This window comes from Corynebacterium uberis, assembly GCF_020616335.1.
Lineage (GTDB): Bacteria > Actinomycetota > Actinomycetes > Mycobacteriales > Mycobacteriaceae > Corynebacterium > Corynebacterium uberis.
The window spans coordinates 2,105,108-2,121,937 of sequence record NZ_CP085051.1 but is presented as its reverse complement, the minus strand read 5'-3'; the positions used below and the strand labels follow the sequence as shown (position 1 = coordinate 2,121,937).

The 16,830-nt window shown below is 64.5% G+C and carries 13 protein-coding genes; 12 read left to right on the top strand and 1 reads right to left on the bottom strand.

Going from position 1 to position 16,830, the window contains the following annotated elements; genetic code table 11:
- The first annotated feature begins 15 nt into the window (after window positions 1–15).
- The 3 genes from LH390_RS09690 (at window position 16) to LH390_RS09680 (ending at window position 4,683) form a co-directional block, all read left to right on the top strand.
- Complete coding sequence (locus LH390_RS09690) at window positions 16–2,445, top strand: LamG domain-containing protein (protein ID WP_227337368.1); 2,430 nt, start codon at window positions 16–18, stop codon at window positions 2,443–2,445.
- 117 nt (window positions 2,446–2,562) lie between these two features.
- Window positions 2,563–3,270 carry a response regulator transcription factor gene (locus tag LH390_RS09685; RefSeq protein WP_428845114.1) on the top strand — a complete coding sequence of 236 codons (708 nt, stop codon included), beginning with the start codon at window positions 2,563–2,565 and terminating at the stop codon, window positions 3,268–3,270.
- Between the two features lie 9 nt (window positions 3,271–3,279).
- Window positions 3,280–4,683 (top strand): sensor histidine kinase, encoded by a 1,404-nt coding sequence (locus LH390_RS09680; RefSeq protein ID WP_227324285.1) that lies wholly within the window; start codon window positions 3,280–3,282, stop codon window positions 4,681–4,683.
- On the opposite strand, the gene LH390_RS09675 is transcribed toward LH390_RS09680, so the two are convergent.
- Entirely contained in the window at window positions 4,664–5,077 is a 414-nt protein-coding gene (locus tag LH390_RS09675; RefSeq protein ID WP_227288212.1) for an HIT family protein, read from the bottom strand. The genes LH390_RS09680 and LH390_RS09675 overlap by 20 nt on opposite strands.
- A 34-nt stretch (window positions 5,078–5,111) precedes the next feature.
- Between LH390_RS09675 and purD the strand changes: the two genes are divergently transcribed.
- From purD to LH390_RS09630, 9 genes are all read left to right on the top strand, one after another.
- On the top strand, window positions 5,112–6,344 hold the full coding sequence (gene purD / locus LH390_RS09670) for a phosphoribosylamine--glycine ligase (protein ID WP_227281527.1): 1,233 nt from the start codon (window positions 5,112–5,114) through the stop codon (window positions 6,342–6,344).
- A gap of 240 nt (window positions 6,345–6,584) precedes the next feature.
- Window positions 6,585–7,655 carry an HNH endonuclease signature motif containing protein gene (locus tag LH390_RS09665; RefSeq protein ID WP_227281528.1) on the top strand — a complete coding sequence of 357 codons (1,071 nt, stop codon included), beginning with the start codon at window positions 6,585–6,587 and terminating at the stop codon, window positions 7,653–7,655.
- Window positions 7,655–9,079: an adenylosuccinate lyase gene (gene purB / locus LH390_RS09660; protein WP_227281529.1), complete on the top strand. Its 1,425-nt coding sequence runs from the start codon at window positions 7,655–7,657 to the stop codon at window positions 9,077–9,079. The genes LH390_RS09665 and purB overlap by 1 nt, the downstream gene beginning before the upstream one ends.
- Window positions 9,080–9,124: 45 nt before the next feature.
- Window positions 9,125–10,018, top strand: coding sequence for a phosphoribosylaminoimidazolesuccinocarboxamide synthase (locus LH390_RS09655; RefSeq protein ID WP_227281530.1), 894 nt, complete (start codon window positions 9,125–9,127; stop codon window positions 10,016–10,018).
- Window positions 10,002–11,744: a chorismate-binding protein gene (locus LH390_RS09650; RefSeq protein WP_227281531.1), complete on the top strand. Its 1,743-nt coding sequence runs from the start codon at window positions 10,002–10,004 to the stop codon at window positions 11,742–11,744. The genes LH390_RS09655 and LH390_RS09650 overlap by 17 nt, the downstream gene beginning before the upstream one ends.
- Window positions 11,745–11,754: 10 nt before the next feature.
- A complete protein-coding gene (locus tag LH390_RS09645; RefSeq protein WP_227281532.1) occupies window positions 11,755–12,330 on the top strand; it encodes an aminotransferase class IV in 576 nt (191 codons plus the stop codon).
- The gene (locus tag LH390_RS09640) at window positions 12,318–14,414 is read left to right on the top strand and encodes a S9 family peptidase (protein WP_227281533.1); all 2,097 of its coding nucleotides are present in this window, start codon (window positions 12,318–12,320) and stop codon (window positions 14,412–14,414) included. Before LH390_RS09645 ends, LH390_RS09640 begins: the two co-directional genes overlap by 13 nt.
- A gap of 191 nt (window positions 14,415–14,605) precedes the next feature.
- Window positions 14,606–16,087 carry a cation:dicarboxylate symporter family transporter gene (locus tag LH390_RS09635; protein WP_227281534.1) on the top strand — a complete coding sequence of 494 codons (1,482 nt, stop codon included), beginning with the start codon at window positions 14,606–14,608 and terminating at the stop codon, window positions 16,085–16,087.
- Window positions 16,088–16,125: 38 nt separating this feature from the next.
- Window positions 16,126–16,812 (top strand): DUF2334 domain-containing protein, encoded by a 687-nt coding sequence (locus tag LH390_RS09630; protein WP_227281535.1) that lies wholly within the window; start codon window positions 16,126–16,128, stop codon window positions 16,810–16,812.
- The last annotated feature ends 18 nt before the right edge of the window (window positions 16,813–16,830 follow it).

Below are 16,830 nucleotides of genomic sequence, written 5' to 3'. Positions count from 1 at the left end.
GAGACGATGTGAGCTGTGAAACTGCATCGTCTCATTTCTTGTGCGCTGGCCGCCGTCCTGGTCCTGCCGGCGGTGTCCGTAGCCGCACCCGCCGGGTTCCACGAGGGCTTTGATACGGGAGGCACAACCTATACGGGGGAAAACGTCTCCCAGTACCTCAAGGGCTGGAACATCTTCCGCCAGCAGGATTACGCCAACAAGAACCTGCTGCTTACCGATGAGGCGATCCGCATCCAGGACGGCGCGCTGACCATCACCACGCGCCGGCACTGCCTGGCCGAGGACATTGACCTATCCACCCTCAAGGGCAACGCCACGCGCGGCGTGCTCACTGACGCCAACGCCTCCGAGGAGCCGTGCGCGCCGGGGGAGTTTGAAAAGTTCTCCTCGGCGCGCATCGTCACCCCGCCGCTGGCCCGCGGCTCTTTCGACGTCTCCGTCACAGCCACCATGAACACCGCCGATGTGGCGGGCGTGCGCTCGTCGATCTGGATGCAAAACGGCCAGAAGGCGTGCTCGCAGCCCACCAACAACGGCATGTACGCGGAGCTAGACCTGGTGGAGTACTTCTCCTACCCGGACCGCGCCACCTGGTCGCCGTCCAATTCGCACTTCGGCTGCAACACCGCAGGCACCAACGGCACCAACCGGGCACCCCGGGAGCGCAACTTCCCCGAAACGTTGGCGGGCAGCCCCCACGAGTGGAAGGTGAGCACGTCCCCGCAGCGCATCGCCTACTTCATTGACGGGGAGCCGATTACGGCCAAGTCGTGGCAGCCGAACACGGACCTCGGCCACGCCACCGCCGCAGACCTGGGCACCACGCCCGAAGGGCTGGCACAGTTCCTCGACCATGACTGGACGCTGACGCTGAATTCCCTCGTAGAAAGCGCGGCGTGGGCGCATCCCACCGCCCCCGACGAGGCGTTCCCGGAGCGCACCTTCGTCATCGATGAGATCACCGCAAAGCCTGCGGGCATGGCGGATGCGTGGGCGTCGGTGAGCGGGGCGGGCGTCGATAAGCCTGCTTTTGCGCCGGTGGCAACCCGCGAATTCCAGCGCGACGAGGCCGCAAGCTATGACTTCACCACCGACGACCAGCTCGACGGTTGGAAAGTCTTCGACCAGACCTCCTGGCGCAACGACCGCCTCACCGAAACTCCCGACGCCGTGCGCATCCACGACGGTGTCCTAGACATCCGCACCCGCCGCCACTGCGTCGCAGGCAGCGAACAACCCACCAACGCCAACGCCACCGAGACACCCTGCCCCGCCGGCACCCAGCCGCGCTACAGCTCCGCACGCCTCCACGCCCCGCGTTTCGACGCCCCCGGCAGCGACGACTTCCGTGTCGTCGTGCGCGGCAAGGTAGAAGCCGACCCCGTCGTCGACGGCGTGCGCTACAACATCTGGATGCAAAACGACGAAAAGATGTGCGCCAAGAATGCGCCCACCGAATATGGCGAACTCGACCTCGTCGAGCTCTACAGCTCGCGGACCGGCACCCAATACTCGGCCACCCACCTCGGCTGCTCCGGGGCGAACGGACGCCCCTCCATGGTGACCCGCCAAATGCCACTCAACGGCGACAGCCTCATCGGCCAGTGGCACGAATGGGGAGTCGAATACGTCGACGGCGTGCTCACCTACACACTCGACGGCAACCCCGTCAACAACACCGGCCCCAACGTCTTCGGCCACGCCACCACCGAAGGTGCCCCCATCCCCGCATCCGAATTCCGCGGCCTCAACGAAGACACCCACCACGCCGTCATGGCCCGCCCCTGGGGCCTCATCCTCAACGCCATGGTGGAAAAGCAGGGTGTCGACCGCTGGATCGCCCACGTCGACGAAAACCGCGACTTCCCAGAAACCCACTTCCTCATCGACGCCGTATCCGTCGAATTTGAAAAGGAAGCGACCACAGAAAAGACCACTGCCCCCGAAGCAGCCCCGACCACTGAGCCGACCACTGAGCCGACCACTGAGCCGACCACTGAGCCGACCACTGAGCCGACCACTGAGCCGACCACTGAGCCGACCACTGAGCCGACCACTGAGCCGACCACTGAGCCGACCACTGAGCCGACCACTGAGCCGACCACTGAGCCGACCACTGAGCCGACCACTGAGCCGACCACTGAGCCGACCACTGAGCCGACCACTGAGCCGACCACTGAGCCGACCACTGAGCCGACCACTGAGCCGACCACTGAGCCGACCACTGAGCCGACCACTGAGCCGACCACTGAGCCGACCACTGAGCCGACCACTGAGCCGACCACTGAGCCGACCACTGAGCCGACCACTGAGCCGACCACTATAACCATCGGAAGCTCCGTGGTGATTGGAGACGTCCTGGCTGTGGCAACATCCTTCTTCGCGCGGTGGATCCCCAAGGTCATTACTGCGTGGCACTGGATTCGCAGCATTTTCTCGTTCTAGCTGAGCCTCCACGTAACTCTCAGACTTCGTTCAGTGACCTAGCAGTGGCGCGGCAGTGGAGAGGCCTTTACTGGAGGGTAATTACTTCACAACCCGAAGGTGGTAGCAATGGCGACTATGAATCAAAAGGCGAATGACATCAAAGTGCTGGTGGTCGATGACGAGCCCAACATCGTTGAGCTGCTGACCGTAGGGCTGAAGTTCCAGGGCTTTGAGGTGCGTTCGGCTGGCGATGGGGAGTCGGCGCTGGAGGTGGCGCGGGAGTTCCATCCGGACGCGTTCATCCTGGACGTCATGATGCCGGGCATGGATGGCTTCGAGCTGTTGCCGCGGCTGCGCGACGAGGGGATGGAGGGCCCGGTCCTGTACCTGACGGCGAAGGACGCGGTGGAAAACCGCATCCACGGCCTGACTATCGGCGCAGATGACTACGTGACTAAGCCCTTCTCCTTGGAGGAGGTGATCACGCGGCTGCGGGTGATTTTGCGTCGCGGTCATTTGCTCCATGAAGAGCGCGATGACGCCACGATTGTGTACGCGGATCTCACGCTCAATGATGACACCCATGAGGTGACTAAAGCGGGCGAGTTTGTGGACCTGTCTCCCACGGAATTTAACCTGCTGCGTTACCTGATGCTCAACGCTGAGGTCGTTCTTTCAAAGGCGAAGATCCTGGATAACGTGTGGCATTATGATTTTGGGGGCGACGGAAATGTGGTCGAATCCTACATTTCTTATCTGCGGAGGAAAGTGGATACTGGCGAGCAGCCGCTCATCCATACGGTCCGCGGTGTGGGCTATGTCCTGCGCAAGCCCCGCAACTAGGAGGGCTGCGTGACGGCGACGGCGACGGGGCGTCGGGAAGCGGTGGGGGGCATCCCGCTGCGGGTGTGGCTGGTGGTCATTGTGGTGGCCATCAGCGGTGCCGGTCTTATTGGCACGTCTGTGGCGGTGTCGCAGGTGATGCGGAATGTTATTGAAAGCCGCGTAGATAATGACCTGCGGGACTCCATTAATGGCTGGGCGCGTAATGCGCAGATTTTCCAGGCTAATCCTGCCGCGGTGCGGGTACCCACGGCGTATTATGTGTCGTGGCGTTTTCCCAACGGGCGGATTCAGGAGTTTTATGGCGCCGGCGGCCGGCCAGATTTGTCTGAATTAATGGATACGGGCAGGCCGGAGACGGTGTCGTCGGATCCGCAGTCGGGGGGTACGTCCCGGTGGCGGGCGATGGTCAGCAATGAGGGCGGCGTTATTACGGTGGTGGCTAAGAATATGGCCACCGAGGACAGCATTGTTGCTCGCCTTACTGCGGTGCAAACAATAATTAGTTTGATGGTCCTGACCGTGATGGCCATGCTGGCGTACTATTTTGTGTTTACTGCGCTGCGACCGTTGCGGGAAGTTGAATCAACGGCGCGGGCTATTGCGGATGGTGACTTGGGCCGGCGTGTTCCGCAGTGGCCGGTGAGTACGGAGGTTGGTCAACTGGCCTACGCGCTCAATATTATGCTCTCGCAGCTGCAAAAGTCGGTGGAGGATTCCAAGACTAAAGAGGAGCAAATGCGGCGCTTTGTGGGTGATGCGTCGCATGAATTGCGCACCCCGTTGACGTCGCTGCGCGGTTATACGGAGCTGTATCGTAGTGGCGCCACGGATGATGTGGATATGGTGCTCGGCAAGATTGAGGCCGAGTCGAAGCGCATGAGCATGCTGGTAGAGGACCTGCTGGCGTTGACTCGGGCGGAGGGTCAGCGGCTGGAATTTACCACCGTGGATGTTCTTGAGCTGGCGCTGGGTGTCGCGTCGACGGCGCGTGCGGCGTTCCCCGGCCGGACGGTGCGAGTGGAAAATAAGGCGGCCGGTATTCCGCTGGTGGAAGGTGATGCGTCACGGCTGCACCAGGTGGTACTGAATTTGGTGACTAATGGCTTGCGCCATGGTGGCCCGGATGCGACTGTGACTGTGCGGCTTTCTTATACGGGGCTGAGCAATAACCAGGTTCTCATTGAGGTTATTGATGATGGCCGCGGCATGCCAGAGGATCACACCAAGCATATCTTCGAGCGTTTTTATCGGGCTGACACGTCGCGTTCTCGGGCTTCTGGGGGAACGGGATTGGGCTTGGCAATTGTGAAGTCGCTCATCGATAAGCACGGCGGCACCGTGGGAGTGGAGTCCGTCGTGGGGGAGGGCTCCACCTTCAGCATTCGGCTGGCTAGGAAGCGCGACGACTGAGTGCTTCGCGCAGTTTCGTGGCGGCGTCATCCATGGCGGCGTCGTCAGTCGAGCTGGCGTCCATGGCTGCGGAGAGGTCGTATCCGGACATGTCGTTGGCGGGGAACACGTGCACGTGGGTGTGCGGGACCTCGAACCCGGCGATGAGTAGGCCGGCGCGTTCGCAGTCGAAGACGTCCATGATTGCTTGGCCCACCCACTGCGCCACCTCGTTGACGTGGGCCCAGACGGCGGGATCCAGATCGGTCCAGCGGTCAACCTCCGCGACGGGGACTACCAGGGTGTGCCCGTAGGCGACCGGTTCGATGGATAGAAACGCCACGACGGTCTCATCGCGGTAGACGAATCGGCCGGGCAGTTCTCCGGAGATAATTTTGCTAAATACTGTAGCCATGTGGCCCAGGTTAGCCCGCCGTTAGAATGGCGGCATGCGAATCCTAGTCATCGGCGCGGGCGCACGCGAACATGCGCTCCTGCGCGCCCTGTCCCGCGATCCCCTTGTTACGGAACTCCACGTCAGCCCCGGTAACGCTGGGATGGCAGACATCGCCACGCTTCACGACGCCTCCGTGGCCCCCGCCGAGCTCCACCCCGATCTGGTGGTCATTGGCCCCGAGGCTCCGCTCGTCGCTGGGCTTGCAGATGAGCTGCGGGCCGCGGGCATCCCGGTCTTTGGCCCCTCCAAGGCGGCTGCGGCGCTGGAGGGTTCCAAGGCGTTTGCCAAGGAGGTCATGGCCGCTGCGGGCGTGGCTACCGCCCAGTCCGTGCAGGTCACTCCCACGGATGGCGACGTTGAGGCCGCGTTGGATCAGTTTGGCCCGATGTTCGTGGTCAAGGATGACGGCCTAGCCGGGGGCAAGGGAGTGGTGGTGACGGACTCCAGAGAAAAGGCCCGCGCCCATGCCCAGGCGATTCTGCAGGCCGGCAATCCGGTCCTGTTCGAGTCCTTCCTGCCCGGCCCGGAGGTGTCCCTGTTCTGCCTGGTGGACGGGGAGACGGTGGTTCCGCTGCTTCCGGCGCAGGATCATAAGCGTGCCTATGACGGCGATGAGGGCCCAAATACGGGTGGTATGGGCGCCTATGCGCCGCTGCCGTGGCTTCCGGAGGGGGCTGTCGAGCGCATCGTCGATGAGGTATGCCGTCCTGTCGCCCGCGAGATGGTGCGCCGGGGAACCCCCTATTCGGGGTTGCTCTATGCGGGCCTGGCGTGGGGGCCAGAGGGCCCGGCGGTGGTGGAATTCAACGCGCGCTTCGGGGATCCGGAGACGCAGGCGGTGCTGGCGTTGCTGCGCACCCCGCTCGCGGGATTGTTGCACGCTGTGGCCACCGGCACGCTGGCGCAGCAGCCGCCGCTTGAGTGGGAGGACGGCTATGCGGTGACGGTGGTGTTGGCGGCGCAGGGTTACCCGGACAGTCCCCGCAAGGGTGATCCGATTACGGCGATCCCGCAGGACACCCCGCAGGCCTACACGTTGCATGCAGGTACGGCGCCGGGGCCGGTGTCGGCTGGGGGACGGGTGCTGTCGGTGGTGGCGACGGGTGAGAGCCTGAGCCAGGCCCGGCAGCGCGCGTATGACGTGATTGGTCAGATTGAGCTGGAGGGCTCTTTCTACCGGAGTGATATCGCGTTGCCGGCGGTGGAGGGGCGCATCCAGATATAGGACTGGCTTTCGATCATCCGTTTTTTTGTGTGATTGCCACCGCACCGGCCCCAACCTGCGGATCGTTATAGAAACGTTATGTGGGGGAGGGTGGGGGTGTGGTAGGGTGTGGGGAAAGGATGATCGAAAGGGGAAGGGGGGAAGATGGGCGACCCATATTATTCTTGCTGTGCGCCGGATAGTCCGGCGTCGGCGTGGTATCAGCAGTCAAACCGCGCGCAGATCGCGTTGTGGGAGAGCATGCTTGGGCCGTTCCGTGAGGCCGTTGACTGTGAGGGATTCTGCGATGAACTCGGTGCGGAGTGCGGCCTGAGCGGTCGTGCCGTTGAGGAAAACATGGTGGCCATGGACGTGTTGAGCCAGCTGCCACTGTTGCGGGCCCACTGCAAGGCCCTCAACCACCTGTGCATGCGCCGCTTGTGCGCCATCGCGCGTGGGTGTCTGGGGGCTCCGGATGAGGTCCTTGGGGCCATTGATTCGCAGCTGGTGGCCTATCTCACGCCGCGGACGCAGTGCCAGTTGTTGCCCAGCCCGCGGGCGATATACAACAAGGTGCGCCAGCTGGTTGACGCGCTGACTCCGCCGCCGGAGCCGGAGCAGCCGGAACCGCAGAAGCCCACCGTCGACTTTGCTACGACCACGGACGATCGCACGGTGGTTACCGCCGAGATGTCGGTTGCGGAAGGCACGCGGGTCTTCGTGGCGCTGCGGCGCCTGGCAAGGGCTCGCTCGTGCACCATGGGGGAGGCCCTGCTCGCCCTCATCGAGGAGAAGGTTTCGTTCACCTGCGTGCTCAACTTCTTTGGCACCGACGGCCCGCAATACCTGCTCGGCCACGGCGAACTCACGCGCGCGCAGCAGGACTACTGGGCACGGCGCATTGACCGCTCCCGGGACCTCACCAACGTGGGCACGTACCTCAGTTCGCTTCACGACGCCCCCGACGCCCTCTCCACCGCGACCCTGCTGCGGGATGGGCATTGCCGCTACCCAGACTGCACGCGTAAGCACGGAGTCCAGCTCCACCACGTCATCGCTTTCGAGCAGGGCGGCCCCACCACGCTGTCCAATCTGGTGGCGTTATGCCCGCACCACCACAACAAGGTCACCTTTGAGCATGTTCGTCTGCACATGCGCCACAGCGGGGTGTGCCATTGGCACTTCCCCAACGGCAAGCAGCTGGTGACTGAGCCGCAGGGCCCACTCGGGGATCCGCGGAAGGTCAGGTGGGCCCAAGATACGGCCGGGCGAATAAGGAATAAGGCCGACTATCTGAATAAGCGCAGGAGGATGCCCAGCCGCGTGCGATAATGGCGGCCATGAAGATCTCAAACGTCCTGGCATCGCGGTACGCATCCGCGGAAATGACTCAGCTGTGGAGTCCGGAGCACAAGATCGTTCTGGAGCGGCAGCTGTGGATTGCAGTCATGCGCGCCCAGCAGTCACTGGGCGTTGACATTCCGACGGAAGCCATCGACGCCTACCAGGCCGTCATCGACCAGGTGGACCTTGACTCCATCGCGCGGCGCGAAGCCGTCACGCGCCACGATGTCAAGGCCCGCATCGAAGAGTTCAACGCCCTTGCCGGCTTCGAACACATTCATAAGGGGATGACCAGTAGGGACCTCACCGAAAACGTTGAGCAGCTGCAAATCTATCGCTCGCTGCGCATCGTCCGATCCAAGGCGTTAGCCATTCTGGCGCGCCTAGCTGAGCATGCCCACCAGTATGAGAGCCTCGTCATGGCGGGTCGCTCGCACAATGTTGCGGCGCAGGCCACCACGCTCGGTAAGCGCTTCGCCTCAGCGGCCAATGAGATGCTCATCGCCGTGGAGCGGGTCGATGACCTCCTGAGCCGCTACCCGCTGCGCGGCATCAAGGGGCCGATGGGCACCGCCCAAGACATGCTCGACCTGCTTGGCAGCGAGGATGCGCTGGCGCAGCTGGAGACGGCGGTCGCGCAGCACCTCGGCGTGGAGCGCACCCTCGACTCGGTGGGCCAGGTCTACCCCCGCTCTCTTGACCTGGATGCGGTCAGTGCGCTGGTGCAATTGGGTGCGGGCCCGAGTTCTTTGGCGCACACGATTCGCCTGATGGCCGGCAATGAGACGGTCACGGAGGGGTTCAAGGAGGGGCAAGTCGGATCGTCTGCCATGCCGCACAAGATGAATGCGCGGTCGTGTGAGCGCGTGTGCGGCTTCCAGGTGATCCTGCGCGGCTATCTCACCATGGCGGCGGATCTTGCTGGGCAGCAGTGGAACGAGGGTGATGTCTTTTGTTCGGTGGTGCGCCGGGTGGCGCTGCCGGACGCGTTCTTTGCGTTCGATGGGATGTGTGAAACATTCCTGACCGTGTTGCGTGAGTTTGGCGCATTCCCGGCGATGATTGATCGCGAGTTGGAGCGCTATCTGCCGTTCTTGGCCACGACCAGGATTTTGATGGCCGCCGTGCGCGCCGGGGTGGGCCGGGAGACCGCCCATGAGGTGATCAAGGAAAATGCGGTGGCGATGGCTCTGGATATGCGCAACAACGGTGCGGAGCAGAACCTGGTGGAGCGGCTGGCTGAGGATGATCGTTTGCCGCTGTCGCGCGAGCAGTTGGAGGCGGCGTTGGCGGATCGGCACGCGTTTATTGGGGCTGCGGAGTCTCAGGTTGATCGGGTTGTTGCCCGCGTGGAGGAGCTGGTCAAGGAGGATCCTCAGGCGGCGTCGTATAGCGGTGGGGAGATCATCTAGGCGCTAAATTACCGTCCGTGTTGGGGCGGGGTTAGACTCCCTGGCATGCGTCCTGAACTCTCCGAGTACGCCCATGTTTCGGCCGGAAAAGTCCGCGAGATCTATGAGGTTGATGAGGACCACCTGTTGATGGTGGCCTCTGACCGGATCTCTGCGTTTGATTACATCTTGGATACTGAGATCCCGGATAAGGGCCGAATCCTCACGGCGATGAGTTTCTTCTTCTTTGATGCCCTGGATTACCCCAATCATTTGGCTGGTGCGGCGGATGATCCGTGCATCCCGGAAAAGGTGTTGGGCCGGTCTATGGTGTGCCGGAAGTTGACCATGATTCCTTTCGAGTGCGTGGCCCGGGGCTACCTGACGGGTTCTGCGCTCACGGAGTATCAGCAGACCGGTTCCGTGTGCGGCAATGAGCTGCCGGCGGGCCTTGTTGAGGCCTCGCGCCTTCCGGAGCCGATTTTTACGCCCGCCACCAAGGCTGAGCAGGGCGAGCATGATGAAAACGTCGATTTTCAGTACGTGGTGGACAAGATTGGGCAGGCACGCGCGGAGGAGCTGCGTGCGGCCACGCTGCGCATCTATGAGCAGGCTGCCGCGATTGCGCAGGAGCACGGTTTGGTGTTGGCGGATACCAAGCTGGAGTTTGGTGTGACGGAGGACGGCACGCTGGTGTTGGCAGATGAGGTGCTGACCCCGGATTCTTCGCGCTATTGGCCGGCGAAGGGCTATGAGCCGGGGAAGGTGCAGCCGAGCTTCGATAAGCAGTTTGTGCGCAATTGGTTGCTCAGCGCGAAGTCGGGTTGGGACCGCAAGTCGGGGGAGCAGCCGCCGGCGTTGCCGGGCTCGGTGGTGGAGGCCACCCGCGAGCGCTATGTGGAGGCCTATGAGCGTATTTCCGGCGAGAAGTTTGGTAAGTGGGTTGGCTCCTGCGTCTAGGCTGCGCATCCACGTCATCGATAATCGGGATTCTTTTACTTGGAATATCGTGGCGGCGTTGCAGGAGTGCGGCGCGCAGGTCACCGTAGCGGATCACCAGTGCCCGCTGCCCAGTGGAGGCGTGGATGCTTTTGTGATTTCTCCCGGCCCGGGCCATCCTGGGGTGGCCGCGGATGTGGGGGTTAGCCGGGAGGCGTTGGAGAGCGGGCTGCCGGTGCTGGGGGTGTGCCTGGGCCATCAGCTCATGGCGCACGTGTGCGGCGGGCGCGTGGAGCAGGTGTCTGCCGCGCACGGCCAGGTGGTGGACATTGTGCACGATTCTTCGCCGCTTTTCGACGCCCTCCCGTCACCCTTTCCTGCAGTCCGGTACAACTCGCTGGGGGTCACCGAACTGCCCGCGGAGCTTGTTGCTACCGCGTGGGATAGTAGTGGCGCGATCATGGCGCTGGAGCACCGCCAGCGGCCCTGGTGGGGGGTGCAATTTCATCCGGAGTCTGCGGGTGCGGTGCAGGCGCGGGCGGTGCTGGCTAACTTTGTGCGCCTGATTGAGCGGCCGCGGGTGTGGCATCGCTTTGTGGGGCGGCTTGACCTGCGCCCGCAGGATCTGGTGGGCCAGGACAATTGCTTTTGGCTTGACGATGCCCGCGAGACCGGCTGGAGCTTCGTGGGGTGTGGGCGTCCTGGCCCGCCTCGAATGATGCGCGCGGACACGAGCGCGTGCCCCTGCCCGGCGGTGCTCGGGTGGGTCGGCTGGCTGACCTATGAGGGCCAGGCCGAAGGGCTGTGGGTGGATTCGTGCGTGGCATTCGGCCCGGACGGGGTGCACCTGCTTAGCCTCAGCGAGGAGGGGCTGGAGCGCCTGCGTCCGGAAGGGGAGGCGTCGATAAGCGAGCCGAAGCAGCTGCACCTGCGGTGCCGGGACACCCGCGAGCAGTACGTGCGCAAGGTGCGTGAGATTCAGCAGCTCATCGCCCAAGGGCAGACCTATGAGGCGTGCCTGACCACGCAGCTCAGTGGGCCGGATCCGGGCGTGGGGCTGGCCGAATACCTGGCGCTGCGCGCCGCGCACCCCAGCCAGTTCGGCGCCTTCATGCGCATTGGCGGAACCACCCTGATGTCCACGAGCCCGGAGACGTTCCTGTCCGTGCGCGACGGCAGGGTTGTCTCGCGGCCGATCAAGGGCACCCGGCCGCGGGGTGCCACCCCCGCCGACGATGCCGCGCTGGCCGCGGACCTGGCCACCCACCCGAAGGACGCAGCCGAAAACCTCATGATCGTGGACCTGGTGCGCAATGATCTTGGGCACGTGTGCGTGCCGGGCAGCGTGCGGGTTGAAGAACTCTGCCAGGTGGAGACGTTTCCCAGCGTGCACCAGCTGGTCAGCACCGTGACCGGGCAGTTGGAGGGGACGGACCCCTGGGTGGCGGTGCGCGCGGCGTTTCCTGGCGGGTCGATGACCGGGGCGCCAAAAGTGCGCACCATGGAGCTGCTGGCGGGAATTGAGGGCCAGCCGCGGGGCGTGTACTCGGGCGCGTTCGGGTGGGTCGGCGTGGGCGGCGAGGCGGAGCTGGCCATGACCATCCGCACCCTGATCGCCCGCGACGGGACCTTAAGTTGGGGCGTGGGCGGGGCGGTGCTGGCGGCGTCGGACCCGCAGGAGGAGTACGCGGAGATCATCACCAAGGCCACCGCCTTGCGGGCAATCGCGACGGTGGAGTTTGACTGACATGCGGGTCGTGGATTCTTGGCTTGCCACCGACGGCGCGGTGTATAACCTGGACGCCCACCTGCGGCGCTGGCGGGACGGCTGCCGGCAGGTGTTCGGCACTGAACCGCCTGAGGTGGCTGTGCGCACGCAGCGGGCGGGACGCTGGTTCCCGCAGGTGTGGTTCGACGGGCAGACCGCGGGCATGGACTGGCGGCCTGCGCCGGCGCGGCGCAGTGTGACCCGGCTGTGGATCCCGCCGTGCAGCGACGAGCGCTGCTGGCCCACCGTCAAGGGCCCGGACATGCCGTGGCAGCTTGGGCTGCGCGCCCAGGCCCGCAACCAGGGCTGCGATGACGCCGTGCTGCACCGCGATGGCTGGCTGGTGGAGGCCGCCTGCGGGACCATCGTCTACGAGTGGCGCGGGCAGCTGTGCGTCCCGCCCGGCCCGCGGCTGGCCTCGGTGACGCTGACGCGCCTGCCTGCGGTCATCGAGCGGCCCGTCGAGATAGCGCAACTGGCACACCTCAACGCGTGGTGGCTGTCCTCGCTGCACGGGGTGACGCCCGTGAGCGCGTGGGTACCATCGACGCCATGGCAGAACTAACACCCCCCATTGCGCCGATCCACCCGCAGGACCGCGTCACCCACGGCAAGACCTTCGTGGATGACTACGAGTGGCTGCGCGACAAAGACGCCCCAGAAACGCTCGCCTACCTGGAGGCAGAAAACGCCTACACCGAGCAGGAAACGGCGCACCTCAAGCCGCTGCAAGACGCCATCTATGAGGAGATCCGCTCCCGGATCAAAGAAACCGACATGTCCGTGCCACAGCGCGCCGGGAACTACTGGTATTACGGGCGCACCGAGGAGGGCAAGAGCTACGGGGTGTCCTGCCGGGTGGCCGTGGACCCTGATGGGGACCCGTGGGTGCCGCCGCAGCTGCCCGTGGACTCCGGCGAGGAGGTCATCTTGGACCTCAACGAGCTGGCTGAGGGCCACGAATTCTTCTCCCTGGGTGCCTCGGCGGTGACCACCTCCGGGCGCTACCTGGCCTACTCCGTGGACACCCGCGGCGATGAGCGCTTCACCCTGCGGGTCAAGGACCTGTCCACCGGGGAGCTGCTTGCAGACGAACTCGAGGGCGTCTTCTACGGCGCGACCTGGGCGGGGGAGAGCCACATCTTTTATCAGCGCGTCGATGACGCGTGGCGGCCGGACACGGTGTGGCGCCACCGGCTGGGCACCCCGCAAAGCGCCGACGTGTGCGTGTTCACGGAAGAGGACGCCCGGTTTAATACCGGCGTGGGTGGCACGCGCTCAGAAAAGTACATCCTGGTCGAGTCCGCCTCCAAGCTGACCTCGGAGACGTGGGTGATTCCTACGGCGGATCCGGAGCGCGCCCCAGAGCTGCTGTGGGAGCGCGAGGCCGGGGTGGAATATAGCGTCGATCACGCCGTGGTGGCGGGATCGGACCGCTGGCTGGTCACCCACAATGCCCTGGGCCCGAACTTTTCAGTGGGCGAGTGCGCGGTGGATGAGCCGCTGCCCGGGCTGCGTCAGTTGCAGGAGATCATCGCGCACCGCGAGGATGTGCGCATCGAGGGCGTGGACACCTACGCCGGGCACATCGTTGCCGCCTACCGCCGCGGCGGGATCGGCCGCGCGGCCATCATGCTGCTGGATGAGGGCGGCTACACGGAATTTAAGGAACTCGAATTCGACGAGGAGCTCTACACCGTGGGGGTGATGGGCAACCCCGAATGGGACGCCCCCGTCATCCGCATCACCTACGGGTCCTTTATCACCCCGGCACAGCTTTACGACGTCGCGGTGGCCACCGGGGCGCGCACACTACTCAAGGAGCAGGAAGTCCTCGGCGGCTACGATCCGGCGGACTATACCGCCTACCGGCTGTGGGTGGACGGCATTCCTGTGTCCGTGGTGCACCGCGCCGACGTGGATACCACCGTGGCCAACCCGGTGCTGCTGTATGGGTACGGGTCCTATGAGGCGTCCACGGACCCGGGGTTTTCCGTGGCGCGGCTGTCGCTGCTTGATCGCGGCATGATTTTTGTGGTCGCCCACGTGCGGGGCGGCGGCGAGCTGGGGCGCGGCTGGTATGACCACGGCAAGATGGGGGAGAAGAAGAACACGTTTACTGACTTTGTGGCGGTGGCCGACGCGCTGATTGCCAAGGGCATGACCACCCCGGAGATGATGGTCGCGGAGGGCGGCTCGGCGGGCGGGCTGCTCATGGGCGCGGTGGCCAACATGGCGCCGGATCGCTTCTGCGGCATCGAGGCGGTGGTGCCCTTCGTGGACCCGCTGACCTCCATGCTCAAGCCGGAGTTGCCGCTGACGGTTACCGAGTGGGACGAGTGGGGCGACCCGCTGCACGACCCGGAGGCCTATGACTACATGGCTTCCTATGCGCCCTATGAGAACGTGACGGCCCAGGAATATCCGAATATTTTGGCCGTGACCTCCCTGAACGATACGCGGGTGCTCTACGTTGAGCCCGCCAAGTGGATCGCCCGGCTGCGGGCGACGGCCACCGGCGGGCACTTCCTGCTCAAGACGGAGATGGCCGCCGGTCATGGCGGAGTCTCTGGGCGTTATGCCCGGTGGCGCCAGACGGCGTTTGAGTATGCGTGGCTCGTGCACACCGCTACCGGCCGACTGGACTAGCCAAATGGGGGTAGTTTGGCCCATGAGTGCAGAACTGGGCATCCCAGGATTTGGGAAAATTACCCCCTCCTGTGGGCGAAACGCGCAGCGTACGTGACGTGCGCTACCCCCGGGGGATGCCAGTGAATTGGCTCATGGTTATGCGGGCGCCATAATAAACCAACTGGTCGCAGAAGCAGAATCGAGAAATCATGGTTAAACCCTCCGCAACGGACCTGTCTTCTGGCTCCATCAAAATTGCTGAGCCTAAGAAGCCCACGAAGGACCGTACCCACTGGCTCTACATCGGAGTCATCATCGCCGTGGTCGCCGGTATCGTCCTGGGGCTCGTTGCCCCGGACGTGGCCAAGAATTTCAAAATTCTGGGCACCATGTTCGTCAGCCTGATCAAGATGATCGTCCCGCCGGTGATCTTCTGCACCATCGTGCTGGGTGTGGGGTCCGTGCGCGCGGCGGCGTCGGTAGGCAAGGCCGGCGGCATGGCACTGGCGTACTTCATCACCATGTCCACCTTCGCGCTCTTCGTGGGCCTGGTCGTGGGCAACGTGCTCAAGCCGGGCGGCGGGCTGCACGCCGCGGGCGCGCCGAGCGAGATGGTGAAAAAGACCATCGAGCACAATGAGGAAGGCGGCGGCGTCGCCGGCTTCGTCCACGGCATCATCCCGGACTCCTTCTTCTCCGCGTTCACCGGCTCCTACAACGCCCCCGAGCACACCGTCTCCGTGCTCCAGGTGCTGCTCATCGCGCTGCTTGTCGGCTTTGCGGTGCAGTCTATGGGGCCCAAGGGGGAGCCGATCTTGAGCTTCGTTGCGCATCTGCAGCGCCTGGTGTTCAAGATCCTGGGCTGGATCCTGTGGCTTGCCCCCATCGGCGCGTTCGGCGCCATCGCCCACGTGGTCGGCGCCAGCGGCATCAAGGCCGTGGGGCAGCTGGCCTACCTCATGCTCGGGTTCTACATCACCTGCTTCATCTTCGTGTTCGTCATCTTGGGCCTGGTGCTCAAGGTCTTCACCGGGCACAGCATCTTCCGCCTGGTCAAGTACCTGGGCCGGGAGTTCCTGCTCATCTTCGCCACCTCCTCGTCGGAGTCGGCGCTGCCCAACCTCATGCGCAAGATGGAGCATATTGGTGTGGAAAAGTCCACGGTGGGCATCGTGGTCCCCACGGGATACTCCTTCAACCTGGACGGCACTGCTATCTACCTGACCATGGCCGCCATCTTCATCTCTGACGCCATGGACATGCCCATGAGTATGGGCGAGCAGATCGGCCTGCTGGCCTTCATGATCATCGCGGCCAAGGGTGCCGCCGGCGTGTCCGGCGCGGGCATTGCCACCCTGGCCGCGGGCCTGCAGTCCTACAAGCCGGCCCTGCTCGGCGGCGTGGACATCATCCTGGGCATCGATAAGTTCATGTCCGAGGCCCGCGCGCTGACCAACTTCGCCGGCAACTCGGTGGCCACCCTGCTGGTGGGCAAGTGGACGGGCACCGTGGATCAGGACCAGGTGCGCCGCGTCCTCCACGGCGAGGACCCCTACGTCCCCCACGAGGACGACGATGAGCACGGCGACTTCCGCCGCGACCCCTCGGTGGAAAACCCCGCCTACGAGCGCCTCCAGCCCACCCCCCAGATCAACCTGGAGGCCTACCAAAACACGCACGCGGATAAGTAAGCCGCGACAACACCGCCCGGCCGTGGGACAATTCCCCCATGACCGGGCGTTTACTTGTCTCTATCTCTTCGCTTTTCGACGCCACCCGCCCCGCCGTCGCCACCGTCTGCTCGCAGCTTGCCGACCGCGGGGTTCCGGTATCTTTGCTGGTCGCACCCCACATCGATGGGAACTGGCACCTGGCCAAGGACCCCGCCACGCTGGCGTTTATCCAGGACCACGCCGACGGGATGATCCTCAACGGGTTTGATCAGGCGGTGCAGGGCAGGCGTGCCGAGTTTGCCACGCTGCCGGCCCATGAGGCGCGCCTGCGGCTAGCTGGGGCGGTGCGCCAGATGCACCGCCTGGGCCTAGACACGGACATGTTTGCGCCCCCGCGGTGGCGCCTGTCCGAGGGCACCCTCCAGGTGGTGCCCCAGTTTGGGTTTTGGGTCGTCGGCAGCACCAAGGGGGTGTGGTACCGGGATCCGGCGGGCCGGTGGGCGCTGGAGCGGGGCCGCAATCTCTCCGTGGGGGAGGGCTTTGGGGCGCCCGGGTGGTGGCGGCGCAACCTCATTACGGCGGCCAGGCGTGGGGCGAGTCGGGGCAATACCGTGCGGCTGTCGGCGTCGGGGCGCAACCTGTGCGAGCCGGAGGTGGCGCGCGACTTTGTTGCTGCAGTCGATGCGGCTGTGCGGGCGGGGGCGCACCCGGCCCGCTACGCGGACTTTGGGCTCCCACATTAAATACGGCTATTATGAGAA